We start from the raw sequence: 26,414 nt of genomic DNA, 5'->3' as shown, positions 1-26,414 counted from the left end.
TCAGTATACCCCCTTTTGCGCGGGGGGGACAAGGAGGGGCCGCCCCGCTCCGGGCGGTGAAAAGTGCGCACAAACAGGGATATACCCTTGCGGAGGAGCAAAAAATAGTATATTGGGAAAAGGTACGGGAACGTATCCTGCTTCCCCCGGGCTCACCGTCGGCCGTGTCCGCGGAGCATCCACATACAGCGCCAGAAGGAGACTTGCCCATGAAACAGACCGCCGCCCTGCTTGCCCTGCTTGCCTTCCCGGTATCGGCCCTTGCCGCTCCCGAGGTGCTCAATTTCAAAAACAAGGTAACCTTTCCCCACAAGGACCATATGGCCATTACCGGCACCTGCGCCACCTGCCATGTGGAGGGCATCGGCAAGATCAAGGGGTTCGGCAAGGAGTGGGCGCACAAGAGCTGCAAAGGGTGCCATGCGGAGATGGCGAAAGGCCCGGTCAGGTGTTCGGGCTGCCACAAATGGAAGGATTAGCGCCCAGAACGCCCTTATTGTTAAATTATTATAATTTATATCAACTTGACGCTGCAAATTAATTGATGGCAAAATTCCGTTCATGCTGACGGCAAAGACACATTGCAGCCACTGTGGAAGAGCTTTTGATGCCACCAGCAACGCCGGCATCTATTCCATCCGCGTGGACCGTAACGGCTTTCTGTTGGAGGTCAGGGACGGGGAGATCGTCCCCGGCGCCCTTCATTACTGCTCGCCGGACTGCATGTTCAAACGCGAGCAGGGCGTGGCCCCCGAGCACAACATCTTCGACTTCATGGGCCTCGGATGCGACATGCTGTAGCCCCCGTTTCCCCCGTCGGCCACGTCTTCCTAATTTCCCCTCCTTCGCCGGTCACATCGCAACACTCTGCAACCATTCGACAAATTATGCAAACCAGGGGATAAACGGCGGAGAACGCCCGTCAGGCCATGACAACGGTGCATATGTGTAGTATAGTATCATCATTGTTGCGGCCGTGTACCGCCGCATCCGCCAGGCAGCCACGGGAGGACGATGCCAGGCGAATCCAGAACGCACAAAGGAGAGACACACCATGAAAAAGACCTTGACCACCCTTGCACTGCTCATAGCCGTCGCCATCCCCGCCGCAAGCCAGGCGGCCCCCATGCGGCCAGGCCCCTATGTCACCGGCTTCCTCGGCATAACCGTGCCCAAATCCGCCAACGTATCGGGGGTTGACTACACCAGTGGGACGGGCACGAATTTTAACGAACGCGTCGAATTCGATCCCGGCGTGTACGTCGGCGGTGCCGGTGGCTATGATTTCGGCTTCCTGCGCCTGGAAGGCGAGCTTTCCTACAAACACGCGGAAATCAGCACGATTACCGGCTCCACGGGCAGCCAGCTCACGAATCCCGACGGCTCTCTCGGCGCCCTGGCTTTCATGGCCAACGCCTTTGTGGACCTCCACAACGATACCCCGGTCACCCCCTACCTGGGGGGCGGCATCGGCTTTGCCTCGCTGCACCTGAGCGACACCTATGGCGGGGCGCAACATGGGCTGCTGTATTCCGAGGCCGACGACACCGTCTTTGCCTACCAGGTCGGCGCCGGGGTGGACATTGCCATCAACCGCAGGTATTCGCTGGATGTGGGGTACCGCTACTTCAACACCGACAAGGCCAACTTCAACGGCGATTGGGTTACGGTGCATGGCATGAAGTTCGAAAGCCACAACGTGGCGGTGGGCTTCAGGGTCAAATTCTGATCCCCCGGCGTTCTTTCAACCGCACCAGCCAAACGCAAAAAGCCCCGGATTCCTGATCCGGGGCTTTTTGTCGGCACAAAATATTGTAGGTGATTGATGTTTTTGTGTTTTCAACCAGGGCTAGTATATTGCAAACCCCGGGTAGAAGTGCCATTGTTGTGACAGTTTTTTTTGAGGAATGGATAAAGATGTTACGTTTGATTTGTCAACTTGGAAACCTGTCCCCCACGGCTGGCAGAAATTAGTGTAATACCGCACCAACGGAAAACTCCATGTTCGCCGACAATACAAACGATATCATTATCTACCAGAGTCCCGATGGCACCACATCGCTCAATGTTCGTCTTGACCACGAAACCGTCTGGCTGACTCAAAAGCAGATGGCGGAGTTGTTTGACAAGGATAGCGACACTATCGGCTTGCATATCCGCAATGCTTACAAAGAGGGAGAGTTGCAAACGTATTGAACTACCGAGGATTCCTCGGTAGTTCAATACGAGGGTGCCCGCAAGGTTCGCAGAAAGATCCGTTTCTATAATCTCGATGTCATTATCTCCGTTGGCTATCGGGTCAAATCCAGACAAGGAACCCAGTTTCGCCAGTGGGCCACGCGGGTTCTGCGAGACCACATCGTCAAGGGCTACACGCTTAACGAAGAGCGCTTTCGTGAGCAAGCCGAAAAGCTGGCGGATATGCGCCAGACCGTAAAATTACTGGCCCGCACTCTTGCCAATCAGGAACTGGTTAGCGAAACCGGGAAAGAAATTCTCCGGGTTATCACCGATTATGCCTATGCCCTAACGCTTCTAGACCGTTATGACCATGGTAGCCTAACGGTGTAACCACTTTACCGAACGCAAAACCGGCCGCAGTTCCGCAGCATCGCCCGCCTCCCCCCCTCGCCCTTGAAAAGCCGCAGGCCGTATGCTACAACCACCAACACCCATTTTACGAAACGGAAGGTTCACAACGCATGGCAGAGCAGACCCCCATGATGCGGCAATACCTGGAGATCAAGTCGGGATACCCGGACGCGATCCTCTTCTTCCGCATGGGGGACTTTTACGAGATGTTCCTGGACGACGCCCTCACCGCCTCCCGCATCCTGGACATCGCGCTGACCTCCCGCAACAAGGGGAGCGGCGACGAGATCCCCTTCTGCGGCGTCCCCTTCCATTCGGCCTCCCCCTACATCGCCAAACTGATCGAAGCGGGTCACAAGGTTGCCATCTGCGAACAGGTGGAGGACCCGAAACAGGCCAAGGGGATCGTGCGGCGCGAGGTGGTCAAGGTGGTCACGCCGGGGCTTTTGATCGAGACCGAGAGCCTGTCGCCGGACGAGAACAACTACCTCCTGACCCTCGCCGCGGGCGCGGGCGGCACTTGGGGGTGCGCCTGGCTGGACCTGTCCACGGGCGAATTCCGGGTGACGGAACTGGCGGGCGCCACGGCGGCGGCCGGCGAGGCGGCCTGCATCGCCCCCCGGGAGGTGCTGTTGGCCGACAATCTGGAGATGGACACCCTGCCGGCGGACCTGCGGGCCTTTCTGGGAGAGCGGATCGTCTCCCGCGCTCCGGGGTGGGTCTTTGAACGGGACTATGCCACGTCGCTTCTCTGTGGCCAGTTCGGCGCCGCCTCGGCGGAGGCCCTGGGCCTTAGCGCCATGCCGGCGGGCCTCATGGCGGCCGGCGCGGCCCTGTACTACCTGCGGGAGAACCGCAAGTCGGCCATCCCCCACATCCGGGACATCAAGGTGTACGAGCGCACCGAGCACCTGGCCCTGGACCCGGCCACCCGCCGCAACCTGGAGATCACCGCCACCATGGCCGAGGGGAAGAAGGCAGGCTCCCTGTTGGGCTGCCTGGATAGGACCGCCACCGCCATGGGCGCCCGGCGGCTCAAGCAGTGGCTCAGCTACCCCCTGGTGGGGCTGGAGCCGATCCGCCGGCGCCTGGAGGCGGTGGAGGAGTTGCTGGAGGCCGCCGACCTGCGGGAGGAGTTGACGACCCAATTGCGGGAGATCGCCGACCTGGAGCGGTTGAACGGCCGCATCGGCATGGCCTCGGCCTCGGGCCGCGACCTGCGGTCCCTGTACGACTCCCTGCGCCGCCTCCCTCCGCTTTTGGAGCGCCTGGCACCGTTGCAGGCCGGGCTCCTGCACTCCCTGGCCGGCACCATCGACCCCCTGGACGACATCCGCGCCCTGGTGGAACGGGGCATCGTGGAGACGCCCCCCTTCTCCCTGCGGGAAGGTGGCATCATCGCCACCGGATATAATGCCGAACTGGACGAGCTGCGCTCCATCAGCAGCGAGGGCAAGGGATTCATCGCCCGCCTGGAAGCCCAGGAGAAGGCGCGCACCGGCATCTCCACCCTCAAGATCCGCTACAACCGGGTCTTCGGCTATTCCATCGAGGTGACCAAGAGCAACCTGGGCTCCGTGCCCCCGGACTACATCCGCCGCCAGACCCTGGCCAACGCCGAGCGCTTCATCACCGAGGAATTGAAGAACTACGAGGAAAAGGTGCTGGGGGCCGAGGAGCGCATCTGCGACCTGGAATACTCCCTGTTCCAGGAGATCCGCGAGCAGGTGGCGGCCCAGGCCGAACGCATCTGCCGCACCGCCGACGGTCTGGCGGTGTTGGACGTGCTCATCTCCCTGGCCATCGTGGCGGGCGAGCGAAACTACTGCAAGCCCCACGTGGACGATACGGACGTCATCGACATCAGGGACGGCCGCCACCCGGTCATCGAGGCCATGAAGCTGGGGGAACGCTTCGTCCCCAACGACACCCGCCTGGACGCCGACGAGAACCAGATTCTCATGATCACCGGCCCCAACATGGCCGGCAAATCCACCTACATGCGCCAGGTGGCCCTGATCTGCCTCATGGCCCAGGCCGGCAGCTTCGTCCCGGCCACCGAGGCCCGCATCGGCATTGCCGACCGCATCTTCACCCGGGTCGGCGCGGGGGACAACCTGGCCCGGGGCCAGTCCACCTTCATGCTGGAGATGATGGAGGCGGCCACCATCCTGCGCAACGCCGGTCCCAAAAGCCTGATTGTTATGGACGAGATCGGCCGGGGCACCTCCACCTTCGACGGCGTCTCCATCGCCTGGGCCGTGGCCGAGTACATCCACGACACCCCCGGCTGCCGGGCCCGCACCCTGTTCGCCACCCATTACCACGAGCTGACCGAGCTGGCCACCACCAGGGAGCGGATCAAGAACTTCACCGTGGCGGTGCGGGAGTGGAACGACCAGGTCATCTTCCTGCGCACTATCATCCCCGGCGGCGCTTCCCACTCCTACGGCATCCAGGTGGCCCGCCTGGCCGGCATGCCGGCGGACGTGATCGAGCGGGCCAAGGAGATCCTGCGCAATCTGGAGCACGGCGAGTTCGAGGAGGGTGCCCCGCGCCTGGCCAAGAGCAAGAAGAGCCAGCCCCAGGCCCCCTCTCCCCAGTTCTCCCTGTTCGAGAGTACGGAGGACCAACTGCGCCTGCGCCTGAAGAAGCTCAACATCGCCACCCTCACCCCCCTGGAGGCACTCAACCTGCTGGATGAATTGAAACGGATGGTGTGACCATGAAAAGCATCTGCGTCTATTGCGGTTCCAGCCCCGGTCGCCAGGAGGCCTACACCAGCGCCGCCCGCGACCTGGCAAAATCCCTGGTGGATCGTAACCTGCGGCTCGTCTACGGCGGCGCCAGCGTCGGCGTCATGGGGCTGGTGGCGGATGCCGTGCTGCAACTCGGCGGTGAGGCGGTGGGGGTCATCCCCGATGCGCTCATGCGCAAGGAACTCGCCCACCCGAACCTGACCGAACTCCACGTCACCCGCTCCATGCACGAGCGCAAAACCATGATGGCCGAGCTTGCCGACGGCTTCATCGCCCTGCCGGGAGGAATCGGCACCCTGGAGGAGCTCTTCGAGATCTGGACCTGGGCCCAACTGGGCTTTCACGGCAAACCGTGCGGCCTGCTCAACATCGCGGGGTACTACGACGCGCTGATAACGTTTCTGGATCACACCGTGGCGGAACAGTTTGTCAGGGAGCCGCACCGTTCCATGCTGCTCGTGGAGCAGGACCCCGAGGCGCTGCTGGACCGGTTCGCCGGTTACCAACCGCCAACGGTGCAAAAATGGGTGGAGAAAGCCGATACCTGAGGGGACGGCATCCCATCCACTCATCCCAGCGAAGCAGTTTTGTTCCTGCGACATGGCCTTTAATACAAATTTAACCTGTAAAGTTAAATTTGTATTGACACCCCACAAATCCGCTCCTATCATGGATTCATGTACATACCGCGTACCATCGAAACGCTCCTCCCCCGCACCCTGGCGACTTTTCCCTGCCTGGCGGTGACCGGCCCCCGGCAGTCGGGCAAGTCCACCATGCTGCGGCAGGCGCTGCCGGAGTACCGGTACGTCACCTTGGATGACCCGGCGGTGCTGGCCCAGGCCCACAACGACCCGGTCTATTTTCTCGATTCGCTGGGGGACCGCTGCATCATCGACGAGATCCAGCTTGCCCCCGGCATCCTCTCCTACGTGAAGATGCGGGTGGATGCGGAGCGGAACCGCAACGGGCGTTTCGTCTTCACCGGCTCCCAGCAGTTCGGCATGATCCGCAACTTGGGGGACTCCCTGGCCGGGAGGATCGCCCTGCTGGACCTGCTCCCGTTTGCCGTTGAAGAGTTCCGGCAGGCGATCCCGGTTGACAGCGGGCTGGAGCTGTTTGCAACCTCCAGCCTGACCGGCACGTACCCCCAGCTTGCCACCACACCGGGACTCGACCGGGGACTCTGGTACACCTCATACATCCAGACCTATCTTGAACGGGACATCCGTTCGCTGTACGACATCGGTAGTCTTCGGGAATTTCACCGTTTCATGCAACTATTGGCGGTACGGTGCAGCCAAGTCCTGAACATGAGTGCCCTGGCGACCGATATCGGGGTGAGCGTTACCACCATCAAGCGCTGGCTCTCGGTCCTGGAGGCGGGCAGAATCATCCATCTCCTGCCACCCCACTTCAACAACCTGGGCAAACGGATCACCAAAGCGCCCAAGGTCTATTTCCTCGATACCGGCCTTGCCTGCCATCTGGCCGGTCTGCGGGATAGGGAGCAGATACTGAGCGGAGCCATGGCGGGACCGCTGTTCGAGAATTTCTGTATTCAAGAGGTGGTGAAGAGCTTCGCCAACCGGGGGGAGCAGCCGCGCATCTCCTATCTGCGGACCAACAACAGCCTGGAGGTTGACCTGATTATCGACACGGATGCTCTACGTCCCTTGCCGATAGAGATCAAGCTGACGCGCACGCCGAGCATGTCCATGGCATCCGGGCTGACCCGGTATGCCGGGTTGTATGCAAAGCTGAACCCCTTGGATGGGCTGATTCTGTGCGGAACCGACTCCAGGCGGCCGGTTTGTCGCGGGGTGGATGCAATAGGCGTGGTGGAATTTCTGGAACTGCTGTCGAATAATACGAAGATTACCGCATCACCGCCCCCTGAAGGTTGAAACATTGGAATATTTCTGTTAAAAGAACACGTTGCTTTTTTTAATCCGATTCCGTTGTGCCACAAAGCGACCCCATGACCCGATTTCTTCACATAGTTGCCAGCCTGCTCGTCCTCTCGCTCCTCCTCCCCTATCCCGCCCTGGCGGTCCGGAAAAACGCCGCCGACCAGACCGCCCCTTCCCGGCGCCTGGCCGTGCTGAGCGAGGTAAAGCACTGGTCCAACCCGGATTACACCCGCATCTCCCTGGAGTTCGACCGGGACATCACCTGGCAGGCCCATGAACTGGGCAAGGGGAATCCCGGCAAACCGGGCCGGGTCTACATCGACATCAACCGGGCCAGACTGGGCCCGGAGGCAAAGGACATCGCCATCGGCGACGGTCTCCTGAAGGGGGTCCGCCTGGGCCAGCACAAGCAGGATGTGGTGCGGGTGGTGCTGGATACGGAAAACATCAGGGATTACAAGATATTCCCGCTCTCCGAGCCTGCACGGCTCATCATCGACGTGCGCGGGGAACGGCGCGTCGAGATCTCCCGCCTGGAGAACAGCATCACCGCCAAGCAGGAGCCTGCTCCGGAGCTGAAGCCGAAACCCGAGCTGCCGGTAGTGGAAAAGAAGGCCAGACCCCATAAAAAACCTCTTATCGCCAAGATTCGCCGGATCGTCGTGGACCCGGGCCACGGGGGGCATGATTCCGGGGCGGTCGGACCCAACGGGGTGAAGGAGAAAGACGTGGTCCTGGCCATCGGCCTGAAACTGCGCGACCTGCTGAAGGAGGAGTTGGGGCTGGATGTGGTCATGACCCGCGCCACCGATGTCTTCATCCCCCTGGAGGAGCGCACCGCCATCGCCAACAAGGTAAACGCCGACCTGTTCGTGTCGGTGCACGCCAATGCCGCCTTGAACCGCGGGGCTGCGGGCATCGAGACCTACTACCTCAACCTGGCCAAGACCGAAAAGGCCGCCCAACTGGCCGCCAAGGAGAACGGCACCACCCTGGAGAAGGTCAGCGTCCTCCAGGCGGTCCTCTTCGACCTGATGGCCAACTACAAGCTCAACGACTCGGCCCACCTGGCGGACGAGGTGCAGAAATCCCTGCACGGCAGGATCAAAAGCCGCCACGCCGACGTGAGGAACCTGGGGGTCAAGCAAGGCCCCTTCTACGTCCTGGTGGGGGCCACCATGCCGAGCATCCTTGTGGAGACCGCCTTTGTCAGCAACCCCCAGGAGGAGTCCCGCCTCACGGACCCCGCCTACCAGGAACAGACCGCGGAAGGGATCATGGAGGGCGTCCGCGGCTATATCACCAGCCTGAAATAGATGGCGGGCACCCTCTACATCCTGGCCACCCCCATCGGCAACCTGGAGGACATGACCTACCGGGCCGTGCGCATCCTGGGGGAGGTGGACCTGATCGCCGCCGAGGACACCCGCCACTCCCTCAAGCTGCTCAACCATTTCGGCATCTCCAAGCCGCTCACCTCCTATTTCGACCACAACCAGCAGTTCAAGGGGGAACGGATTCTCCAGGCGCTGCGGGAGGAACGATCCGTGGCCCTGATCTCCGACGCCGGCACCCCCTGCATCTCCGATCCCGGCTTCAATCTGGTTCGGGCCGCCGTGGCCGAAGGCATCCAGGTCGTCCCCATCCCCGGCTCCTGCGCCGCCATCACCGCCCTCTCCGCCTCGGGGCTCCCCAGCGACACCTTCACCTTTGCCGGTTTCCCGCCGAACCGCCAGGGGAAGCGCCGGGCGTTCCTGAGCGCCATGGCCTCCCGGCCGGGAACCCTGCTCTTCTACGAGGCGCCTCACCGCCTGGAGGAGACCCTGCGGGATATGCGGGAGGTGCTGGGAGAACGGCAGGTTGTGGTGGCCCGGGAGCTGACCAAGATCTACGAGGAGTTCATCCGGGGCACGGTGAGCGAGGTGCTGGCAACGGTCGGCCGGGCCAAGGTCCGGGGCGAGGTGGTCATCCTGGTGGCGCCGGGCGAAACAGTGCCGGAGGAGACCGAGCCGCTGCCCGAACTGCTGCACCGCCTGCTGCGCGAGGAGGGGATGACGGTCAAGGACGCCGCCCGGAAAGCCGCCGAAATGACCGGCGTTTCCAAAAATGCGGCCTATTCCGAGGCGCTGCGGGTTCAAAACGACGCGAACAACGCGTGAATGAGCGTTAATTGCGCTGGAATTACAAGTGGATATATGTTATAGAAGTTAAATTATCCTTACTCTTCCGGAGCGACTGAATGAAAATATGTATCTTTGGGGCCGGTTATGTGGGTCTTGTGGCGGCGGCCTGCTTTGCCGAAAGCGGCAACAGCGTCATCGCCGTGGATGTTGACAAAAACAAAATTGACGGCCTCAAGGAAGGTATCATCCCGATCTACGAGCCGGGCCTGAAGGAGATGGTGCTGCGCAACCAGGCCGAAGGTCGCCTTTCCTTCACCACCGAGATGGCCGAGGCGGTGCAAGCCTCGCTGGTCTGCTTCATCGCCGTGGGCACCCCTCCCGGCGAGGACGGCTCGGCCGACCTGAAGTACGTCCTGGGCGTGGCCCGGGATATCGGCCGCGCCATGAACGGCTTCAAGATTATCGTGGACAAGTCCACCGTCCCGGTCGGCACCGCCGACAAGGTCCGGGAGGCCGTCAAGGGAGAGCTGGCCTCCCGCGGCGTGGCCTTCGAGTTCGACGTGGTCTCCAACCCCGAGTTCCTCAAGGAGGGGGCGGCCATCGACGACTTCATGAAACCGGACCGGGTGGTGATCGGCACCGACAACGTGCGTACCGCCGAGATCATGAAGGAGCTGTACGACCCCTACATGCGCAAGCAGAACCGCCTGATCGTCATGGACATCCGCAGCGCCGAGATGACCAAGTACGCCGCCAACGCCATGCTGGCCACCCGCATCTCCTTCATGAACCAGATCGCCAACCTGTGCGACTGCATGGGCGCCGACGTGGCCGCCGTGCGCGAGGGAATCGGCTCCGATTCGCGCATCGGCTACGACTTCCTCTTTCCCGGTCCCGGCTACGGCGGCTCCTGCTTTCCCAAGGACGTCAAGGCCCTGATCAAGACCGCCGAGGAGTGCGACTACGACTTCCTGCTGCTCAAAGCGGTGGAGGACGTGAACGAGCGCCAGAAGGAGGTCCTGGCCCACAAGCTCATCAAGGCGCTCGGCTCGCCGGACGAAGAGCTGCCGCTCACCGGGCGCACCGTGGCCTGCTGGGGCCTCTCCTTCAAGCCGCGCACCGACGACATGCGGGAAGCCCCCGCCATCACCGTCATCGAGCGCCTGCTGGCAGCCGGCGCCACGGTGCGCGCCCACGACCCGGAAGCGCTCAAGGAGGCCCAGAAGGTCTTCGGAGACCGGATCGAATACAGCACCAATCAGTACGCGATCCTGGAAAACGCCGACGCCCTGGCCGTCATCACCGACTGGAGCGAATACCGCAACCCGGATTTCGACCGCATCAAGGACGCCCTGAAGAACCCCCTTGTGGTGGACGGCCGCAACCTCTACAAACCGGACCGCATGGCGGCCGCCGGATTCAGCTACATCCCCCTGGGCCGTTGCGGCGGTGGCATCTGCGGCGGGGTGAAATAATGCGCATCCTGGTCACCGGCGGCGCAGGGTTCCTCGGCTCACACCTGTGCGAACGGCTCCTTGGCGAAGGGCACGACGTCATCTGCCTGGACAACTTCTTCACCGGTAGCAAGGACAACATCATCCACCTGATGGACAACCACCGCTTCGAACTGGTCCGCCACGACATCGTGGAGCCGATCCTTCTGGAGGTGGACCGCATCTACAACCTGGCCTGCCCCGCCTCGCCGGTGCACTACCAGTACAACGCGGTCAAAACCTTGAAGACCAGCGTCATGGGCGCCATCAACATGCTGGGGATGGCCAAGCGGGTCAAGGCCCGCATCCTCCAGGCGTCCACGTCCGAGGTCTACGGCGATCCCCAGGTGCACCCCCAGACCGAGGCCTACTGGGGCAACGTCAACCCCATCGGCATCCGCAGCTGCTACGACGAGGGGAAACGGGTGGCCGAGACCCTGATGATGGACTACCACCGCCAGAACAGGGTGGATATCCGCATCATCCGCATCTTCAATACCTACGGCCCCCGCATGGCCGAAAACGACGGCCGCGTGGTGTCCAACTTCATCCTCCAGGCGCTGCGCAACCAGGACATCACGGTCTACGGCGACGGCTCACAGACCCGTTCCTTCTGCTACGTCTCCGACCTGGTGGACGGCATGTGCCGCATGATGGAGTGCGACGACTTCACCGGACCGGTAAACCTGGGCAACCCGGTGGAAAACACAATCCTTGAGTTTGCCGAAAAAATCATTACAATTACAGGATCGAGATCGAAGGTGATCTTCAAGCCCCTTCCCCAGGACGATCCCAAGCAGCGCCGGCCGGACATCTCGCTGGCCGGGGAGCGGCTGGGGTGGAAACCCCGGGTGGAACTGGACGCGGGGTTGGCCACGACGGCCGAGTATTTTGCCGCGCGGATCGGCAAAGGAGCTGTTCAAAGATAACATGGACAAAATTGCGCTCGGATTCAGGTCGGACTTGGTTGAACCGATTGAGGAAAACCGCAGGCGTAACCTGGGCTACGCAGAGGATTCTATGATTGGGGCTCGGCCAAAAGCGGCCGGAAGATGAGAGGCAAGATGTTCATGTCATATTTGCAGAGCGCCAAAGGATGACCACGTGAACCTGCCCTTCCAGAAAAGGATCTACCTCTTCCCGGCCGGATGCCTCGCATTCATCCTTTTCTTCACCGTCTTCGGCGACAAGGGGCTCCTGCGCATTTACGAGATCCGCCAGGACATCGTCGGCGTCGAGGAACGGCTGAACGGCACCAGGCTCGAAAACGAAAAACTGAAGCGGGAGATCGCCGCCCTCAAGTCCGACCGCCGCTACCTGGAAAGCATCGCCCGCAAGGATTTCGGGTTTGTGCGCTCGAACGAGGTGATCTACCAGTTTCCCCAGGAAAAGAAATAACCGAATCCACCGCTTTTCAGGATAGATGCCATGTCACGACAAAGCTGCGCCGTGTGCGCCTGGCGCGAAAACTGCGCCAAACGATTCAGTGTCTCCGACGGAGGAGCGCACTGCCCCGACTTTTCGCGGGATGTCAGCATCAAGGACAGCGGCGAGGAACCGAAATAACAGAAAATCAGGCTGACAGTAAGGAACCACCCACACAATGATGCGAAACAGAATTGCCGCCCTTGTCGAAACCGCCCTGCAGACCGCTGCCGCCGCAGAAGAACTTCTCTCGCCCACATTCCCCGCCGTTATCATCGGCACGCCGGACAACCCGGACCACGGGGACTTTTCCTGCAATATCGCCATGCAGATGGCCAAGGGCGAACGCAAAGCCCCCCGCCAGGTAGCCGAGGTCGTCCTCCGTCACCTGGGGGATGGCAACGGCCTCCTGGCCAAGACCGAGATCGCCGGCCCCGGCTTCATCAACCTCTTCGTCACCCCGGCTGCCTGGCAGTCCGCGCTTCTGGAGATCGAGGAGCAGGGCGCAGCCTTCGGCCGCACCGCCGCCGGCGGCGGAAACAAGGTGCAGATCGAATTCGTCAGCGCCAACCCCACCGGACCTTTGCACATCGGCCACGGCCGCGGCGCCGCCATCGGCGACACCCTCTGCCGCATCATGGGGGCCGCCGGCTGGGCGGTGACCCGCGAATTCTACTACAACGACGCCGGCCAGCAGATCGGCAACCTGGCGCTCTCCGTCCAGGCCCGCTGCCTCGGCATCGAGCCGGATGACCCCCGCTGGCCCACGGACGGCTACCAGGGGGACTACATCAAGGACGTGGCCAAGGCCTACCTGGACAAGGAGACCGTGGAGGCCAGCGACCAGCACACCAAGGCCGCCGGCGACCCCCACAACCTGGACGCCATCCGCACCTTTGCCGTGGCCTACCTGCGCCGGGAGCAGGACCTGGACCTGGCCGCCTTCGACGTGGCCTTCGACGTCTACTCCCTGGAGTCGGGCCTGTACGCCGACGGCAGCGTGGACGAGGTGGTGCAAAGGCTCATCGCCAACAAGCACGCCTACGAGCAGGACGGTGCGCTCTGGCTGCGCACCACCGACTTCGGCGACGACAAGGACCGGGTGATGCGCAAGAGCGACGGCGCCTACACCTACTTCATCCCGGACGTGGCCTACCACCTGGGCAAATGGAAACGTGGCTTCACCCGGGTCATCAACGAACAGGGCGCCGACCACCACAGCACCATCACCAGGGTACGGGCCGGCCTTCAGGCCCTGGACATGGGCATCCCCCAGGGATGGCCCGAGTACGTGCTGCACCAGATGGTCACCGTCATGCGCGGCGGCGAGGAGGTCAAGATCTCCAAAAGGGCCGGCAGCTACGTCACCCTGCGGGATCTGATCGACGAGGTGGGGCGCGACGCCACCCGCTTCTTCTTCCTGATGCGCAAGGTGGACGCCCAACTGGTGTTCGACATCGACCTGGCCAAGCAGCAGACCAACGAAAACCCGGTCTACTACGTCCAGTACGCCCACGCCCGCATCTGCAGCATCTTCGAGAACGCCGCCGAAAAGGGGTTTACCGCGCCCCGGAACCCGGCGCCGGAGGCGCTTGCGCTCCTCACTACCCCGGAGGAACTGCAGCTCATCAAACTTCTGTGCGCCCTGCCGGATACCGTCGACGATTGCGCCGTCCACTTCGAGCCGCACCGTCTCACCTACTACTTGACCGAACTGGCCGGCTGCTTCCACGGCTTTTACAACAAGAACCGGGTCATCACCGAAGACCCGGCCCTGACCGCCGCGCGCCTCTACCTGCTCGCACGCACCGCCCAGACCCTGAAGAACGCCCTCGCGCTCCTGGGTATTGCTGCGCCTGAACGGATGTAATGGAGTCCCCCATGAGGATCGATTACAGCGAACCAAAGAAATCGTTCGTCACCACCCCCACCGGCAATCGTCCCCGCAAGGAACCGGTGGCGCGGCTTACGGTCATCATCGTCGTCACCGGCCTGGCCACCTTTGCCGCCGGCTTCGGCAGCGGCTGGTTCCTCTCCCAGCGAGCCGCCAAAAAATCGTACCAGGCCGCCATGGAGCAGACCAGTCTGGAAAGCGCGCCGCGCCAGGATGCCGCGGCCAAACCGGCGGCGCCTCAACCGGCCGCGCCGACGCCCACCCAGCCCCCCCAGCCGGGCGCTACGCCGCCTCCCAACGGCCAGACCATGCCCGAGCCCCCCTTGAGCTTCTACAAGACCCTCCCCAGCGGTCAGAAGAGCAATGTCATGGGAAGCGGCATCAATGCCAAGGAGGAAAAGGGAAAACAGCCGCTCCAGGCCGCCATGCCGGCGAACGTGGCTAAGCAGCCCCAGCAGGACGGCAGCGACGCGGCCAAGCCGGTCAGCGAGAAGGCCCCGGCGGCGGAGAAACCTCGGCGCGACGCGGGCGGCTTCACGGTGCAGGTTGCGTCCTACAGCCTGAAATCCGAGGCCGAGGCCATGCGGAGCAAACTGGCGGGCAAGGGCTACAACGTCTTCCTCGTCGAGTCCAATCAAGGGGACAAGGGGACCTGGTACCGGGTACGGGTCGGCAGGAAGCTGGAGCAGGACGCGGCCAAGGAGTTGTCCAGCAAGATCGGCAAGGGGGCCATCGCCATCCCGGACAAGGACTGACGTTTTGCGGCCCATGCCGCACGACATGGGCCGCAAAATACGAACCTGACCGGAACGGCCCTTCTGTCGCCATTTTTTCACCCCCTCAATTTTGAGGTTGACAGTGGCACCGTATGAGCGTTATATAATTAACCAATGAGTATGTTTGGCTACTTGGCAGCGGCCATGCAACAGCTCATTGTATGTTCCTCCAGAGGAGGGGGCGCTGCGCCGCCGGGGCGTAGCGCCCCCTTTTCCTTGTTACGCCGCCCGTTCAGAGGCCGGAACAAAAAAATGTTAATTTTTTATTGACAACAAAAAACATTTGGACTATAAATGGGATTCTTCAATTGACGCGGGGTGGAGCAGTCTGGTAGCTCGTCGGGCTCATAACCCGAAGGTCACAGGTTCAAATCCTGTCCCCGCAACCAAACAAAAACAAGGACTTGCGTAACCGGCAAGTCCTTTTTTTATTGCCATTGTACCCTAAATTGTACCCTAGGGTTCGAAGGACTTGCCGCCAAACCAAGGAGGTGTGCAATGGCAAGTCTCAAGAAGCGTGGCAAAACCTATTATGCGCAGTACTACGTGAACGGCAAGCAGGTGCGGGCCAACCTGGAAACAACCTCGTTACAGATTGCCAAGGAAAAAATCAGGCAGATCGAATCGGCCCAGCTGCGGCAGGATGATATTCCCCTACCAACGAAAACCCCTCTCCCCGATATTGTCGATAAGTACGTCTTCCACCTGAAAGCCCACTCTTCCGAACGCAATGTCCAGAAGGTCGTCAGCTATCTCAGGGGCACCTTCGGCCAGGTGTGCGAAGGCCTCAAGATCAAAAACGACATCATCGCCGCAAAAGCCGTAAAGCGACCAGCTTCGGGAAAATTCGACCTGATTGAGCTCGGATGCCTGGAACAGCTGGCAACGGTCCAGGTTTCCGGCTTTCTTGCTAATCTTGTCGTCTACAAAGGCGTTTCCGCGAAAACCGTCAACCACTATCGCCAGATTCTGCTTACCATGTGCAACTGGGCCATGACGGAGGGCGGCGTGAAATTCCCGGGCGGCAAAAACCCTGTTGAGGCGGTAAAGCGCTACCGGGAAATCAAAAGCGATATCCGCTTCCTGAAGATGCCCCAGATCGATGAGCAGTTGCAAGTCCTGGCCGGCAATCTGATGCTGCAGACCATGGTGGCGTTCTATATTTACGCGGGCCTGCGTCGCGAGGAAGCCCTCTGGCTGATGCCCAGCGACATCGATCTGGAGGCCGGGAACTACGGAGCTATCAGAATCAGGGACAAAAGCTTCAACGGTAAATCCTGGGTTCCGAAGACACGGTCAAACAGGACAGTACCGATCAGCAGAACCCTTCGCGGCTACCTGGACACCTATCTGCAAAAATATACCCTGGTCGATTGGTTCTTCCCCTCCCCTGACGGCTACCGCTGGGACCCGGATAATTTCTCCGCACATCTGCGTTCCGCCAATGAAGATGCCAGGCTGCAATGGACCTGCCTGGACTTCCGGCACAGCTTTGGTTCCCACCTGGCAATGCGGGGTGAAAGTCTCTATAAAATCAGCAAGCTGATGGGCAACTCACCGCAAATCTGCGAGAAACACTATGCAGCCCTCCTGCCGGAGTCGCTATTTGAGACGGTGGAGTTTTCTGGGCCAAATGCGGTTGAGCAATCGCAGCGACAGAGGCTGGAACTGATCAAAAAAGAGAAACCAGATATTCAGAGGAATGATGGAGAAAAAAGGCCGGCATTGCGTCTGGTTGTCAATAACAGATAGTTAGAAACGGGTGCGCCCAAGGGGACTTGCGGTACCTTGGGCGCATTGTGGAACATATTTTTATGTCTGTGCGTTATTTCATCACGATCAGGCGTGATGATTCATATTCTACCACCTCCTTTCGCACATACCGGATTAAGCCGTTTCTGCCTTCACCCAGACAGAGGCGCGTAAGCCCGGCTCGCCGGGCTATCCGGTCAACCGATGATCTGCCACAGCGCCAACGTTCAGCCAACTCGTTTGGCGATAAATATACAGATTCATTTATATTGTTAGCCTTGGCCAAATTATGAGTCCTGTGCAAAAACGATCACAAAAAACATCTACATTCCGTATAAGGCGACATACTAATTACGTCGTCTTGGTGCCCGCCTCTTACAGCAGGTATCCCCTGCAGCCTCCCTTCGAGATAGCTGGGAAATCGGCATCACCTCTTTCTACTTGAATCCTTTTTCACCAGTATCACCTGCCTGCCGCAGATCTCCCGGATCAGCGTTAGCGGCCTCGCTTGGTCTGCCTGTATGGTCGAAATCGTTTTACGCAAACGCGCGCATTCAGCCCGGCTCGCCTCGAGCTCCCTGGCAATCTCTACGGCATGATCTATTTCCGCCTGACAGTGGTGGAGCTGCCGCAGCAGGCTATCGTAATGGGCCTGCTCTACTGTCATCATTCCAGCAGGATCAACCTGTACCTCGACAGGACGACGCAGGTACTCCTCAATTGACGTTCTGGTGATCCGCACCAGGCCGCCGGCGTCGAGGTCAACCAGCACGCCCTTTTTCCGCAGCCGGTCAATGGTTTTCACGCTCCGCTCCAGATACCTTGCAGTCTCCTCGCGGGTGTACCAGGCAGAATAATCATCACAGCCCATGTCGGTCCCCCCTCAAAAAAATTCTCGATGCCTGATTGGAGCACGATTTTTCAGGTTTGTGAATCCTTCCTAATTTTTACAAAATGTCAAAAAAGACAGCAAAATCTCAGCAATAACAATGCAATACGATTTCGATCCGGTACGGCCGGTTTCAGAAAAAAATGAGTTCCGAATAAAAATTTGACTCTTTTTTTCGATTTTTCGGTTGCGCTTGAGAAAAATTCCGGCCCAGGCCTCAATAAAAATGCTGATCTGACATGCCGATCTGCACATTGCGCCCCATCGGGCGATTTTTGTTTGTTCTACCTTGCTTCCTCTCTCCATCCTTCCCGTCCCATAGCGTCACGCCAATCGTTTTCGCCATTCGCTCCAAAATTTGGTTCCCCCTGAAGGTCGCCCCCAAATTTCTCCACTCTGTCTCAACGACCGTTTCACTTTGTCATGCCGCCCTGGTCCGTTCAGTCGGTCAATCGGCGCTACGTCGCTGTTTCCCTTGGTTTTTGTCCGTGCCGGTCGTGCCCAACCCTGAGTTTCGTGCCCCCCATCGTCATGTGAGGGGGCGACGGAAACTCAGGGAACAGGGCACGACCCAACAGCACGCACGGACAAAAACGAATCACTCAGAGCCGAGAAGGGCTCGGGAAATCTAGGGAACAAGAAGGGAATCAGCCAAATGAAAATCGCAATCGAATTAACCCAGGCCATCCGCGGAATTAAACCTATGTACTTCATTGGGAGAACGGGCTCTGTTGCCCTGTTCTGCCTGTCGCTGGTCATTGTCCACGAACTGATTAGCCACGGCCAGACGGCACTGGGGCTGTATATGCTCCTCGGCCAGATTCTGGAGAAACTGCATATCCACGGCGGCAGCGAGGCGGCTGAGCACGTGGTGCATATCGCAGCCCACGGGAACGGCGAACACTGAGCAAACCACATTTACAGGAAACCGGCAGGGGGAGCGCCCCCTGGCCGGGTGCTGGATGGACTACGCTATTGTTGATACGGACAGCGGAGACGCCCGGTCGTTCGCGGAATCCGGGCTGATGTGACCGGACAGACGGGGCGGGGCAATCCCGTCCCGAAAAGCGGCGGCCCGGCTCACGCCGGGCATGGAGGTCGCTTTTAAAACACGTGCCACAGACATGCGAATCAGTGGCAGCACGGCACCTGTGGACAATGTCCACCCGTGCATTACGCTGGTGGACTCCGTGACCGGTCAGATATTCGCCGGGGCGACACACTGTCCGGTCACGGAATGGACAGCGGCATAACGCAAAGAGGGGGCTGTCCACAACGACAGCCCCCTCTTTGCTTTGGTAGTAACGGCATCACTTCGGCGTATAGTGCCGCAGTTTCTCCGTATCGAAATGGCCGACCTGTTCAATCAGCCCCTGTTCAGCTTCCTGGCGTTGTTCCCTATCCGGGATCTCCCTGATCTCGGCATACCGTTCCCGGATATATTCGCGCCGCAGGCTGTGGGAATTGGCATTATTTTTCTTCGTGCCGCCGAGGTCGCGGATGGCATTGACCTGTTGCCAATACCCCTGTTTCAGAGATTTGGCGGCAGGGATCAGCGACCGCTGGCCCTCGTTGTGGCAATGGGCCTGGACCCGGTCCAGCAAGTCTCGCTGCGCACCCGATTCGACCGGAACGAGTCTCTCGAGCCCATTTTTGGCAAATCCGCGCGGCACGTGCAGAAAAAACCGACCGTCCCGCTCGATAGTGTTCACCGAGCCAAGGCTTTCCTTGATTCGCAACCCAAACAGCTGCTGCATCTCATGGGCCAGCCCCTGCCATTCGGCTCGGGCATAGAGGCCGTCCCGGATTTCCGTCAGTTTGGCGGTGTCGCTGGGGGTGTTGGCGTTTTTGTACCTGTCCGCGTTGGAGCGATTGGCCCCCAGTTCGATGTTTGATCTGATGATATTCGATTTGCCGATGGTGTTTGCCAGTTGCCGCATTGCCGTGGCATAGCCCTGTAGGGACGACGGCGCCAGATGCCGCTCGTCTCGCAAATGCGCCACATATGCATCGACGTGTCTGGTTTTCATGTGGGTAATGGAATTCAAGCCTTGATTGGTCGCCATATACTGGGCAATATTTTTCAGGCGGCTGATCAGTTTTGCGTTGGTGCTGCTGGCCTTCGACCAGTTTTTACCGACCCGGTCGAGGGTTTCGCGGACCAGTTTGCGCTCATGCGATTTGCTCATTTGATATCTCCTTTCTGGTTGTGGTGCCACGCCGGAATGGCGATGAAGCGATGAGTGTATGCAGACCTGAAAGTCAGCGTTCCCGGTTACTCAAGCCGGGTGCCCAGACTTTACCTCCATCCGTCGTTGCCGACGGAGCCCTGACGGGAAAATACGAGGCGGCCCATACTCCAGTGCGCGCACTGGAGCCGGTGTCCATTCCGTTGCGGAATGGTGTTGCTGGCGGGAGATGTGGTTCTGCAATTTACGGTCGTCCAATGAATGGATTTTGTAGCAGTGTGGTAGGTTGGGTATAAACGCAGTGTTTGTGCGGATCCGCACAAAGATGAGATGCTGTGGACGCTTCGCGTCTGATTGCAGTGTCTTCAATCAGACGCGAAGCTCATGGGGCATTACGTTCAAAAAGATTTCACTCCATGCCCCACGGGGCGGGGTAAATACCGCCCCGAAGGCATGGTTCAGCTTGCACATTGCAGGTGAATGTCGGTTGGATAGTAAAAAAGAGGTGTCCGCCGGGAGCGGAACAGATGAAGAAAAACTATGCATCCACAAGGACTCATTCTGAGAGAGCATACGCGCAGTGCGTTGCTGTTATCAAAATCCGTAGGACTGGTCGCCAGAGGCGATCCCCGATGGGGTAGGAAAAAACCGTAAACCCGTTAAAAATCTTTATAACTTCAGCGTACCCGAATTAAATTGCTGAAGACAAGCGAAATTTTAGAAAAAATAATACGGAAAAAACGCAGCGCCCCGATTCCGGTAATATCACCGGAGTCGGGGCGCTGGCGATTCATTTGGTGCCGCCAGCTGCAACGAATGCCTGCGCCTGCGTCAGGCCGGTCGTCTGGTCGTAGAAAAACCAGACATATTCGGTGGCGTTATCAGGATAGGTGCGTAAGGTCTTCCACACCCTATTGACCGTGTCGTCGCTAATCAGGGTGTACGTAAGCACTTTATAGGTGTTATCCGGCAGATTGGTTGTGAGCACGTTACCAGATACGCTCCATGTGGCGTTGATTTGAGTCAGTGCTGCAACGGTTTGTCCGGTCGAAATGGTCCCGTCATTGTTGAATTTTACAGCATATGCGTATGTGTATCCTGGTTCGGCGACGCCGAGGGTTTTTCCAGCAATACCGCTCGCCGTAAATGATGCAGACGAGGTGTCCGCTGTCGGAATGGTTGTGCCCGTGGCGCACGCAAGCGCTTGGCTTGCGCCGATTGTCTGGTTATAGAACCACCTTTGCGTCAGGGTGCTGCTGTCGCTGGTCTGTACACTGTAGGAATTGTAACCGTCGGCGCTGGCAGAGATTTTCCACGCCAGCATAGCTGTTTTACCGGTCAGCGTGATGGTCAACACGCCGGCACTGTCGATGGAATACGTGCCCGTCAGGGTGGCTGTTGCCGATGACGTGCTGGTGGTGGTCATATTCAAGGACTCGCTTACTGTGCCGTTGGCGTTGAAGGTAATGGCGTTGAACGTCCCTGCCGAATTGGCTGGCGTTGTCGTGTAAATCGTGTTGCCGGACAGCTCGTTTGTGGTGAATTTGGCGGCCGGGGTTACTGTGGAAGACGAGGTGCCGCTGACAGTGCTGCCGCCGCCTCCGCAACCGGTCATTGTTACTACTGTCAGGATCAGAAGAACAATTAGCCGTTTCAAAGGGGCCTCTATGTAACGCATTCGATTACCTCCCAATTTCATTTTTCAGCGTTGAAGCAAGGCCTTTTGCGATCCTTATTGTGGAGCCGGTCAGGTTATTGGCGGTTTCCATTTTGTCCTGCGTCGCCAGGATATCCCCGTCTCGATTCAGAACGGAGAGCCGTACCGCTACAAGGTTCGGACGGAACAACAACGGCGTCGCTTCGTTATAGGCGCGTACATTACCCGTGATCAGAACGTCGAAATTGCGTGCGTTGTCCTGATCTATGACTGGTGCGCCGAAAACCTCACCATAAATTCTGGAAACCTTTTCCCCGGAGCCCACGCAATCACTTCCTTCCTTGGCCTTGTCGCAATCGGCAAACCTCACAATGGCCAGAGAAGCACCACTTGTATAAATCAACACAAATCAAGTGTGGCATGGTGTACCGGTATTTCGACTGACTGTAATCTGCACAGAGAGGTGCTGACTATGGGTATATTGTCGAATGAGGAAATCGGGGCGAGGCTGCGGGATCTGCGTAAAAGGCAGGGACTTACCCAGGAACAACTTGCGGAAAAGATCGACGTTACGTTTCAGCAAGTGCAGCAGTATGAAAGCGGTTCCTCACGGCTTAACGCGGATAGGCTACAGGCCATCGCTCAGGCCCTGTCGGTACCCGTCGGCTCCTTTTTTGGGGAAGAGGAGACCGAAGCGACCTTGACTGCCGAGGAAAAAGGCCTTTTGCAGGGATACCGGAGATTGAAGTCCCAGGAGGTCAAGGCATTCGTCAGAAAGAGCCTCGAATAGAGCTTGCTATGGAGTGCCCGCGATGGATGCATGGGATTACGCCGACTGAGTAGAGTCTATACGAACTCCCCACGGTATGGGAATGCGTCAGCGACGTACTATGCCAATTTAGTGCTGCTTTTTTTGAGGTTCAATCGCACTGCGCTTACGGTATCATTTTCATTCATTGGCCTTCAATATCCATTCTTTCACTCCACTGCAACTTTTTACTCATCGACACATACACCGTCATTGGCTGCTTCCACGTCTGCCCACCTTCTTCATAAAACACATTGACCATGAACAGCACCACCGCCCCCAATCCCATAACCCCGGCGGCGTAAAACACCGCCGTCAGTCCCAGGGTAGTCTGCAATCCCGCACCCAAAAGTGGGCCGGAGACGAACCCCAAGTTCAGCACCGAGTTGAAGGTTCCCACCGTCGCACCCATGCCATGGCGGCTCCCCTCCTCCACCAAAAGTGCCGTGCTCGCAGGCTGGGACAACACGCTGAACAGACCGATACCCACCGCCAGCGCCAGGATCTGGCTAAAACCCGCCGCCACCGGGATCAGGAAGTAGAGCAGCGAGACCGCGGTGCCCCCGGCAACCACCAGGGATTTGCGCGGCGCCCGGTCCGAGAGCATGCCCATGGGGCGGAGCAAGAGGGTCATCACCAGGGTGGAGGAGGCCATGACCAGCCCGGCCCGGGTACCGTTCAGCCCCAGCCGGGCCGTGAGCATGATGGGGAGGAAGGCACCCAGCAAGGAAATGCCGCAGGCCCGGCCGAAGATGAAGGCCAGAAGGCCACGCAGGGAACTGTGGCGGGTGATGTTCAGGAGGCCCCAAAGGTGTTCCGTTTCATAGTGTGTCGGTTGTGAGGAAGCGTCCTTGTGGCTGGGGATGGAGATAAAGGCTACTGCCAAGGCGGTGATACACAGGAGCGCGAGGGTGGCGAAGATCCCCCGGAAGCCCCACAGGTCTTTGAGAATGCCGCCGACAAGCGGCCCCAGGCTCAGGGCGCCGTAGAAGGAGATGTCGAAGGTCCCCATAACCGTGGCCCGCCGCTTGTCGCAGGTGCATTCGCTCACCAAGGAGACCACCATCGGCCGGAACATGGCGCAGCCTATCCCCTGGAGCAGGCGCAGGAGGGTAATGAGGGTGAGGCTGGTAGTGAAGAGATATGAGACCGAGACGAACAGGTAGAGGCCAAGGCTAACGGCAGCTACCTTTCTCCGGCCGATCCGGTCGGCCCAGGCGCCCATGAAGGGGCTGAGGATGATCTTGGAGAGGGAGTAGAAGACGAGCGGCAGGCCCAGGAGCATGCCCCTTGCCCCTAGGCTGAAAACGTAGAGAGAGAAGAAGGCGTCGGCGATGCCGAAACCCAGAGTGATGGCGAAGTTAACCAGGAACAGCCCCCGGAACAGGCTCCGGTTCTCCGCATGCGCCGCTTTTGGCCGGTCAGGAATCATGTTCCGCTGTTCTTTGGCGATATACCGGACACGAAGCAAAATCATTGCGGCACAGAGCTATAACTTTGGAGATATCTCTGAAATCCATGCAGTAACATTCCCGAAAAGGTTTTTGAGCAAAACGGCACATATCCTGACTGATCAAATCGCTATCCTCGCCATAATCCCCCATGTTCCGTTGACAGCAAACATACAGGAACTATGCAAACGCGCCACGCCAGCCTAACGCTGCCCCAACATCATAAAGGCTGCTTGTCACCCGCTTCGCTTTTTCCGGCCCTCCGCTGGTATATCGGGCAAGAAATACTGTCATCAATGCAATATGTTATTATGCTGGGAACATTCCTGCTGGTAATATCGAGACAGTAGCACTCGGGAAAAGGATGCTTTACAAAACAACACAGGGAGCCACTGCCACCTTGTTCTTCATGCCTGTCATCTGCACCATTTCCCACAAGTATCCTCCTAGCACACCAAGTATGCCTCAAAGGCCCGGTCATGGACACTGATATGGTCCATCCAGCGCACACGGATCGAAACCAACTCGCCGTACAGTACGTCAAGGCGCTTGTCGAAGCGGTGGGCCAATCCGGCAGTGTCAACCCACAGGATCTGGTGGTCCAGACGGTGCCGGGCTGCCTGGGGAAAGGCGACCATTTCCATGTAGCTATTTTCCAAACCGATGTGCTCCATGATGGTATCCAGGAGCCGGTCCAGTTCTCTGGCGAGATTCACGTCCGGTTTTTTGCGGAGCAGTTCGATCATGGTGTCCAGCGGGCCGATGATGTTCTGGTAGCGGCTGTCGCAGGTGGGCTTCCGCTCGGTCAAGCGTTGTTGCTCGATCACCATGCCATGCCACGAGGGGGGATATTGCCCGTAAGTGTGTAGTTGCATACTCTCAGTCCTTTTGTTTTCATCGGTGGAAAGAAGGCCCGTGGAGGAAGGAGGAGAACTCCACGGGCTCCAACTGCGCAGGCCGGGGGCGGCGGCCCCGGTCTGCGCATGGCAACGCTCGATGCAATCTCTTTCATGGTTCCAGAATTGCCGCAATCCTGCGCACAGCCGCGAGAGCTTCAGAATCGGAGGGAAGTTCCAGCAGGGGGCGGCCGACCAAGTCGTAATCTGCCACATTCGGGTCCTGCGGGACGAAACCAAAGACGTTGACTCCGACCTTCACAGCGGCTTGAGCCAAATAATTCTCGTCAATGTCACCCCTGTTGAAAACAACTCCCGTCCTGTTACACCGTATGACCTTTTTCTCTTCGATCATCTCTTTAAGGATGGCGACGGTCCGGAGCCCCCGCGCCGAAGAGTCCGTCATCATGATCAGGCAGTCCAACGCTTCCACAACCTGGCGGTTTATCTGTTCAAGGCCGGCCTCACCATCAATCAGGATGGTATCGAACTTCCCGGCCACTGCCGTGACGGCATCCCGCAAGAGATCATTAACGGGGCAGAAACAGCCCAAAGACTCGGTACGCCCCATGGCCAGCAAAGCCAGACTATCCGACTCAACCAGCGCTTCCATCACAAGATAGTCGATCGCATTGGTGATTTCAGCCAGTTCGCTGGTGCGACCATCCCTGGCTGCTGTGATAATGGATTCCCGGACCTGCCCCATGGTCTTTTCGACCTGCATCCCCAAGGCGTTGGTCACCCCCTGCGCCGGGTCCGCATCGATCACCAGCAGCCGGCCGGCCCGCCCGCTATCCAGCAAAGCCCTGGTCAGCATGGCAGTGAAGGCGGTCTTTCCAACCCCGCCTTTACCGCAGACAGCATAGATTCTGGTGTTATTCCCCTGATTGGCCATACTGCTCATCGTTATCAATTCCTCTTCTCGGATGGCTGCAAAACCATGCTGGTTCCGTGGTAGTCAAGTTCTTCAATCTTGTGCTTGCGGCTGTGCAGGTGCTTTTTGACCTCGTCACAAACAGACTTGTCACTGCAATTTCCACAGTGTCCGCCAAAGGCACACTCGTCAATGTCTATCCCCCGCTCCTTCCAGTGCCGTTCCTTGATCGCTTTGGCAATCTGTGCAACAGCACCCCCAATCTCAACCAAAGGCTGCAAGTCTGCCTTGTCGGAGGTTACAAACAATACCTCCATGTGGGTGACATGAGGAATCTGGGCCTTGACCAACGCAATCAGCGCTCCTCCCAGGAAGGCAAAGTTAAAGCCTTTCTGCGCTGCCTGGCGGCTGACCCTGCCCCAAATATGACCTGGAGTACTCTTGACCATGAATCCCTCGACCTGGTCTCCGACATACTGGCTCTGGCACAGGCTATGGTAATCAGCTTCGGTCAAGTCTGCACCGGCTGCCATGATTACCTGCCCGAACGGATACGTCTTTTCGTCGGACTCATGGATATCCGGGCCAATCAATCGCACTCTCCCGTCATGCACGGCAGATGTCTGGTCGGAGAAGAGGGCAAAGGCACAGGAACCTGCCGTCGGGCTACCCAGTTCCAGAAAAGTCTCGGATTTCAGCACAAGGCCGGAACCGGCACCTGGACCGACTTTGAACGGGAATTCTTCCCGCCCGTTGACCACAGGCCAGGGACATTGCACCTCTCTAACGTAATTCCCTTTGTCCGCCATATGTTCCTGGTAACGGAAGACCTGTCGAATCTGTTCATCAAATAAAGACATATCACCCCAATGGCACTGTTTTGACTGCGATACGGCAGTTTCAGACTACTGTTCGGACCGAGG

The 26,414-nt window shown here is 59.0% G+C and carries 26 protein-coding genes, 1 tRNA gene and 1 pseudogene; 20 read left to right on the top strand and 8 right to left on the bottom strand.

What is annotated here, in order from left to right; translation table 11 throughout:
- Positions 1-209 precede the first annotated feature (209 nt).
- The 18 genes and pseudogenes from FO488_RS05855 (at position 210) to FO488_RS05775 (ending at position 16,727) form a co-directional block, all read left to right on the top strand.
- Entirely contained in the window at positions 210-479 is a 270-nt protein-coding gene (locus FO488_RS05855; protein ID WP_149209693.1) for a cytochrome c3 family protein, read from the top strand.
- A gap of 82 nt (positions 480-561) precedes the next feature.
- Positions 562-801, top strand: a complete 240-nt coding sequence (locus FO488_RS05850; RefSeq protein WP_149209692.1) for a hypothetical protein — start codon at positions 562-564, stop codon at positions 799-801.
- A gap of 253 nt (positions 802-1,054) precedes the next feature.
- Positions 1,055-1,729 (top strand): outer membrane protein, encoded by a 675-nt coding sequence (locus FO488_RS05845; protein WP_149209691.1) that lies wholly within the window; start codon positions 1,055-1,057, stop codon positions 1,727-1,729.
- Positions 1,730-2,001: 272 nt separating this feature from the next.
- Complete coding sequence (locus FO488_RS19885; protein ID WP_240732191.1) at positions 2,002-2,196, top strand: hypothetical protein; 195 nt, start codon at positions 2,002-2,004, stop codon at positions 2,194-2,196.
- A gap of 15 nt (positions 2,197-2,211) precedes the next feature.
- A pseudogene (gene rhuM, locus FO488_RS19880) lies at positions 2,212-2,571 on the top strand (RhuM family protein); the annotation flags it as partial.
- 131 nt (positions 2,572-2,702) lie between these two features.
- Entirely contained in the window at positions 2,703-5,315 is a 2,613-nt protein-coding gene (gene mutS / locus FO488_RS05835) for a DNA mismatch repair protein MutS (RefSeq protein ID WP_149209690.1), read from the top strand.
- Positions 5,316-5,317: 2 nt separating this feature from the next.
- Positions 5,318-5,899 carry a TIGR00730 family Rossman fold protein gene (locus tag FO488_RS05830; RefSeq protein WP_149209689.1) on the top strand — a complete coding sequence of 194 codons (582 nt, stop codon included), beginning with the start codon at positions 5,318-5,320 and terminating at the stop codon, positions 5,897-5,899.
- A 129-nt stretch (positions 5,900-6,028) separates the two neighbouring features.
- Positions 6,029-7,258 (top strand): ATP-binding protein, encoded by a 1,230-nt coding sequence (locus tag FO488_RS05825; RefSeq protein WP_149209688.1) that lies wholly within the window; start codon positions 6,029-6,031, stop codon positions 7,256-7,258.
- A gap of 74 nt (positions 7,259-7,332) precedes the next feature.
- A complete protein-coding gene (locus tag FO488_RS05820; RefSeq protein ID WP_149209687.1) occupies positions 7,333-8,580 on the top strand; it encodes an N-acetylmuramoyl-L-alanine amidase in 1,248 nt (415 codons plus the stop codon).
- On the top strand, positions 8,581-9,423 hold the full coding sequence (gene rsmI, locus FO488_RS05815; RefSeq protein ID WP_149209686.1) for a 16S rRNA (cytidine(1402)-2'-O)-methyltransferase: 843 nt from the start codon (positions 8,581-8,583) through the stop codon (positions 9,421-9,423).
- Positions 9,424-9,503: 80 nt separating this feature from the next.
- Positions 9,504-10,862 carry a UDP-glucose/GDP-mannose dehydrogenase family protein gene (locus FO488_RS05810; protein ID WP_149209685.1) on the top strand — a complete coding sequence of 453 codons (1,359 nt, stop codon included), beginning with the start codon at positions 9,504-9,506 and terminating at the stop codon, positions 10,860-10,862.
- A complete protein-coding gene (locus tag FO488_RS05805; protein ID WP_149209684.1) occupies positions 10,862-11,809 on the top strand; it encodes a UDP-glucuronic acid decarboxylase family protein in 948 nt (315 codons plus the stop codon). The genes FO488_RS05810 and FO488_RS05805 overlap by 1 nt, the downstream gene beginning before the upstream one ends.
- A gap of 175 nt (positions 11,810-11,984) precedes the next feature.
- Entirely contained in the window at positions 11,985-12,278 is a 294-nt protein-coding gene (locus FO488_RS05800) for a septum formation initiator family protein (protein ID WP_149209683.1), read from the top strand.
- Positions 12,279-12,308: 30 nt separating this feature from the next.
- Positions 12,309-12,446: a hypothetical protein gene (locus FO488_RS05795; RefSeq protein WP_149209682.1), complete on the top strand. Its 138-nt coding sequence runs from the start codon at positions 12,309-12,311 to the stop codon at positions 12,444-12,446.
- A 40-nt stretch (positions 12,447-12,486) separates the two neighbouring features.
- Entirely contained in the window at positions 12,487-14,175 is a 1,689-nt protein-coding gene (argS, locus tag FO488_RS05790; RefSeq protein ID WP_168206122.1) for an arginine--tRNA ligase, read from the top strand.
- Between the two features lie 11 nt (positions 14,176-14,186).
- Complete coding sequence (locus FO488_RS05785; protein WP_149209680.1) at positions 14,187-14,954, top strand: SPOR domain-containing protein; 768 nt, start codon at positions 14,187-14,189, stop codon at positions 14,952-14,954.
- Between the two features lie 333 nt (positions 14,955-15,287).
- Positions 15,288-15,364 (top strand) — tRNA-Met (locus FO488_RS05780).
- Positions 15,365-15,473: 109 nt separating this feature from the next.
- Positions 15,474-16,727, top strand: coding sequence for a site-specific integrase (locus FO488_RS05775; protein WP_149209679.1), 1,254 nt, complete (start codon positions 15,474-15,476; stop codon positions 16,725-16,727).
- A 427-nt stretch (positions 16,728-17,154) separates the two neighbouring features.
- On the opposite strand, the gene FO488_RS05770 is transcribed toward FO488_RS05775, so the two are convergent.
- Positions 17,155-17,598 (bottom strand): helix-turn-helix domain-containing protein, encoded by a 444-nt coding sequence (locus FO488_RS05770; RefSeq protein ID WP_149209678.1) that lies wholly within the window; start codon positions 17,596-17,598, stop codon positions 17,155-17,157.
- Between the two features lie 673 nt (positions 17,599-18,271).
- Between FO488_RS05770 and FO488_RS05765 the strand changes: the two genes are divergently transcribed.
- On the top strand, positions 18,272-18,523 hold the full coding sequence (locus FO488_RS05765) for a hypothetical protein (protein ID WP_149209677.1): 252 nt from the start codon (positions 18,272-18,274) through the stop codon (positions 18,521-18,523).
- Positions 18,524-18,926: 403 nt separating this feature from the next.
- Here FO488_RS05765 and FO488_RS05760 read toward each other — a convergent pair whose 3' ends face one another.
- From FO488_RS05760 to FO488_RS05750, 3 genes are all read right to left on the bottom strand, one after another.
- Positions 18,927-19,835, bottom strand: a complete 909-nt coding sequence (locus tag FO488_RS05760; RefSeq protein WP_149209676.1) for an integrase domain-containing protein — start codon at positions 19,833-19,835, stop codon at positions 18,927-18,929.
- A gap of 760 nt (positions 19,836-20,595) precedes the next feature.
- Entirely contained in the window at positions 20,596-21,483 is an 888-nt protein-coding gene (locus FO488_RS05755; protein WP_149209675.1) for a hypothetical protein, read from the bottom strand.
- A gap of 4 nt (positions 21,484-21,487) precedes the next feature.
- Positions 21,488-21,868: a hypothetical protein gene (locus FO488_RS05750; protein ID WP_149209674.1), complete on the bottom strand. Its 381-nt coding sequence runs from the start codon at positions 21,866-21,868 to the stop codon at positions 21,488-21,490.
- Positions 21,869-21,934: 66 nt separating this feature from the next.
- Between FO488_RS05750 and FO488_RS05745 the strand changes: the two genes are divergently transcribed.
- Positions 21,935-22,252 carry a helix-turn-helix domain-containing protein gene (locus FO488_RS05745; RefSeq protein ID WP_168205915.1) on the top strand — a complete coding sequence of 106 codons (318 nt, stop codon included), beginning with the start codon at positions 21,935-21,937 and terminating at the stop codon, positions 22,250-22,252.
- Positions 22,253-22,415: 163 nt separating this feature from the next.
- On the opposite strand, the gene FO488_RS05740 is transcribed toward FO488_RS05745, so the two are convergent.
- From FO488_RS05740 to FO488_RS05725, 4 genes are all read right to left on the bottom strand, one after another.
- On the bottom strand, positions 22,416-23,702 hold the full coding sequence (locus FO488_RS05740; RefSeq protein ID WP_149209672.1) for an MFS transporter: 1,287 nt from the start codon (positions 23,700-23,702) through the stop codon (positions 22,416-22,418).
- A gap of 465 nt (positions 23,703-24,167) precedes the next feature.
- Complete coding sequence (locus tag FO488_RS05735; RefSeq protein ID WP_149209671.1) at positions 24,168-24,596, bottom strand: hypothetical protein; 429 nt, start codon at positions 24,594-24,596, stop codon at positions 24,168-24,170.
- Positions 24,597-24,729: 133 nt separating this feature from the next.
- Positions 24,730-25,521, bottom strand: coding sequence for an AAA family ATPase (locus FO488_RS05730; RefSeq protein WP_205743366.1), 792 nt, complete (start codon positions 25,519-25,521; stop codon positions 24,730-24,732).
- A 5-nt stretch (positions 25,522-25,526) separates the two neighbouring features.
- The gene (locus tag FO488_RS05725) at positions 25,527-26,351 is read right to left on the bottom strand and encodes a carbon monoxide dehydrogenase (protein WP_149209670.1); all 825 of its coding nucleotides are present in this window, start codon (positions 26,349-26,351) and stop codon (positions 25,527-25,529) included.
- Positions 26,352-26,414: the final 63 nt, after the last annotated feature.

It is taken from the genome of Geobacter sp. FeAm09 (genome assembly GCF_008330225.1).
Lineage (GTDB): Bacteria > Desulfobacterota > Desulfuromonadia > Geobacterales > Pseudopelobacteraceae > Oryzomonas.
Note: the sequence above shows the minus strand (reverse complement) of the source record. Positions and strands in the feature narration are given on the sequence as shown.

Excerpts from the sequence above, each read along its gene's own strand:
- FO488_RS05740 (WP_149209672.1), bottom strand. The coding sequence starts at position 23,702 with ATGATTCCTGACCGGCCAAAAGCGGCGCATGCGGAGAACCGGAGCCTG.
- FO488_RS05775 (WP_149209679.1), top strand. The coding sequence starts at position 15,474 with ATGGCAAGTCTCAAGAAGCGTGGCAAAACCTATTATGCGCAGTACTAC.
- mutS (WP_149209690.1), top strand. The coding sequence starts at position 2,703 with ATGGCAGAGCAGACCCCCATGATGCGGCAATACCTGGAGATCAAGTCG.
- FO488_RS05845 (WP_149209691.1), top strand. The coding sequence starts at position 1,055 with ATGAAAAAGACCTTGACCACCCTTGCACTGCTCATAGCCGTCGCCATC.
- rsmI (WP_149209686.1), top strand. The coding sequence starts at position 8,581 with ATGGCGGGCACCCTCTACATCCTGGCCACCCCCATCGGCAACCTGGAG.
- FO488_RS05830 (WP_149209689.1), top strand. The coding sequence starts at position 5,318 with ATGAAAAGCATCTGCGTCTATTGCGGTTCCAGCCCCGGTCGCCAGGAG.
- FO488_RS05805 (WP_149209684.1), top strand. The coding sequence starts at position 10,862 with ATGCGCATCCTGGTCACCGGCGGCGCAGGGTTCCTCGGCTCACACCTG.
- FO488_RS05755 (WP_149209675.1), bottom strand. The coding sequence starts at position 21,483 with ATGCGTTACATAGAGGCCCCTTTGAAACGGCTAATTGTTCTTCTGATC.
- FO488_RS05765 (WP_149209677.1), top strand. The coding sequence starts at position 18,272 with ATGAAAATCGCAATCGAATTAACCCAGGCCATCCGCGGAATTAAACCT.
- FO488_RS19885 (WP_240732191.1), top strand. The coding sequence starts at position 2,002 with ATGTTCGCCGACAATACAAACGATATCATTATCTACCAGAGTCCCGAT.
- FO488_RS05745 (WP_168205915.1), top strand. The coding sequence starts at position 21,935 with ATGGGTATATTGTCGAATGAGGAAATCGGGGCGAGGCTGCGGGATCTG.
- FO488_RS05725 (WP_149209670.1), bottom strand. The coding sequence starts at position 26,351 with ATGTCTTTATTTGATGAACAGATTCGACAGGTCTTCCGTTACCAGGAA.
- FO488_RS05730 (WP_205743366.1), bottom strand. The coding sequence starts at position 25,521 with ATGAGCAGTATGGCCAATCAGGGGAATAACACCAGAATCTATGCTGTC.
- FO488_RS05785 (WP_149209680.1), top strand. The coding sequence starts at position 14,187 with ATGAGGATCGATTACAGCGAACCAAAGAAATCGTTCGTCACCACCCCC.
- FO488_RS05850 (WP_149209692.1), top strand. The coding sequence starts at position 562 with ATGCTGACGGCAAAGACACATTGCAGCCACTGTGGAAGAGCTTTTGAT.
- FO488_RS05820 (WP_149209687.1), top strand. The coding sequence starts at position 7,333 with ATGACCCGATTTCTTCACATAGTTGCCAGCCTGCTCGTCCTCTCGCTC.
- FO488_RS05855 (WP_149209693.1), top strand. The coding sequence starts at position 210 with ATGAAACAGACCGCCGCCCTGCTTGCCCTGCTTGCCTTCCCGGTATCG.
- FO488_RS05825 (WP_149209688.1), top strand. The coding sequence starts at position 6,029 with ATGTACATACCGCGTACCATCGAAACGCTCCTCCCCCGCACCCTGGCG.
- FO488_RS05770 (WP_149209678.1), bottom strand. The coding sequence starts at position 17,598 with ATGGGCTGTGATGATTATTCTGCCTGGTACACCCGCGAGGAGACTGCA.
- FO488_RS05810 (WP_149209685.1), top strand. The coding sequence starts at position 9,504 with ATGAAAATATGTATCTTTGGGGCCGGTTATGTGGGTCTTGTGGCGGCG.
- FO488_RS05795 (WP_149209682.1), top strand. The coding sequence starts at position 12,309 with ATGTCACGACAAAGCTGCGCCGTGTGCGCCTGGCGCGAAAACTGCGCC.
- argS (WP_168206122.1), top strand. The coding sequence starts at position 12,487 with ATGCGAAACAGAATTGCCGCCCTTGTCGAAACCGCCCTGCAGACCGCT.
- FO488_RS05735 (WP_149209671.1), bottom strand. The coding sequence starts at position 24,596 with ATGCAACTACACACTTACGGGCAATATCCCCCCTCGTGGCATGGCATG.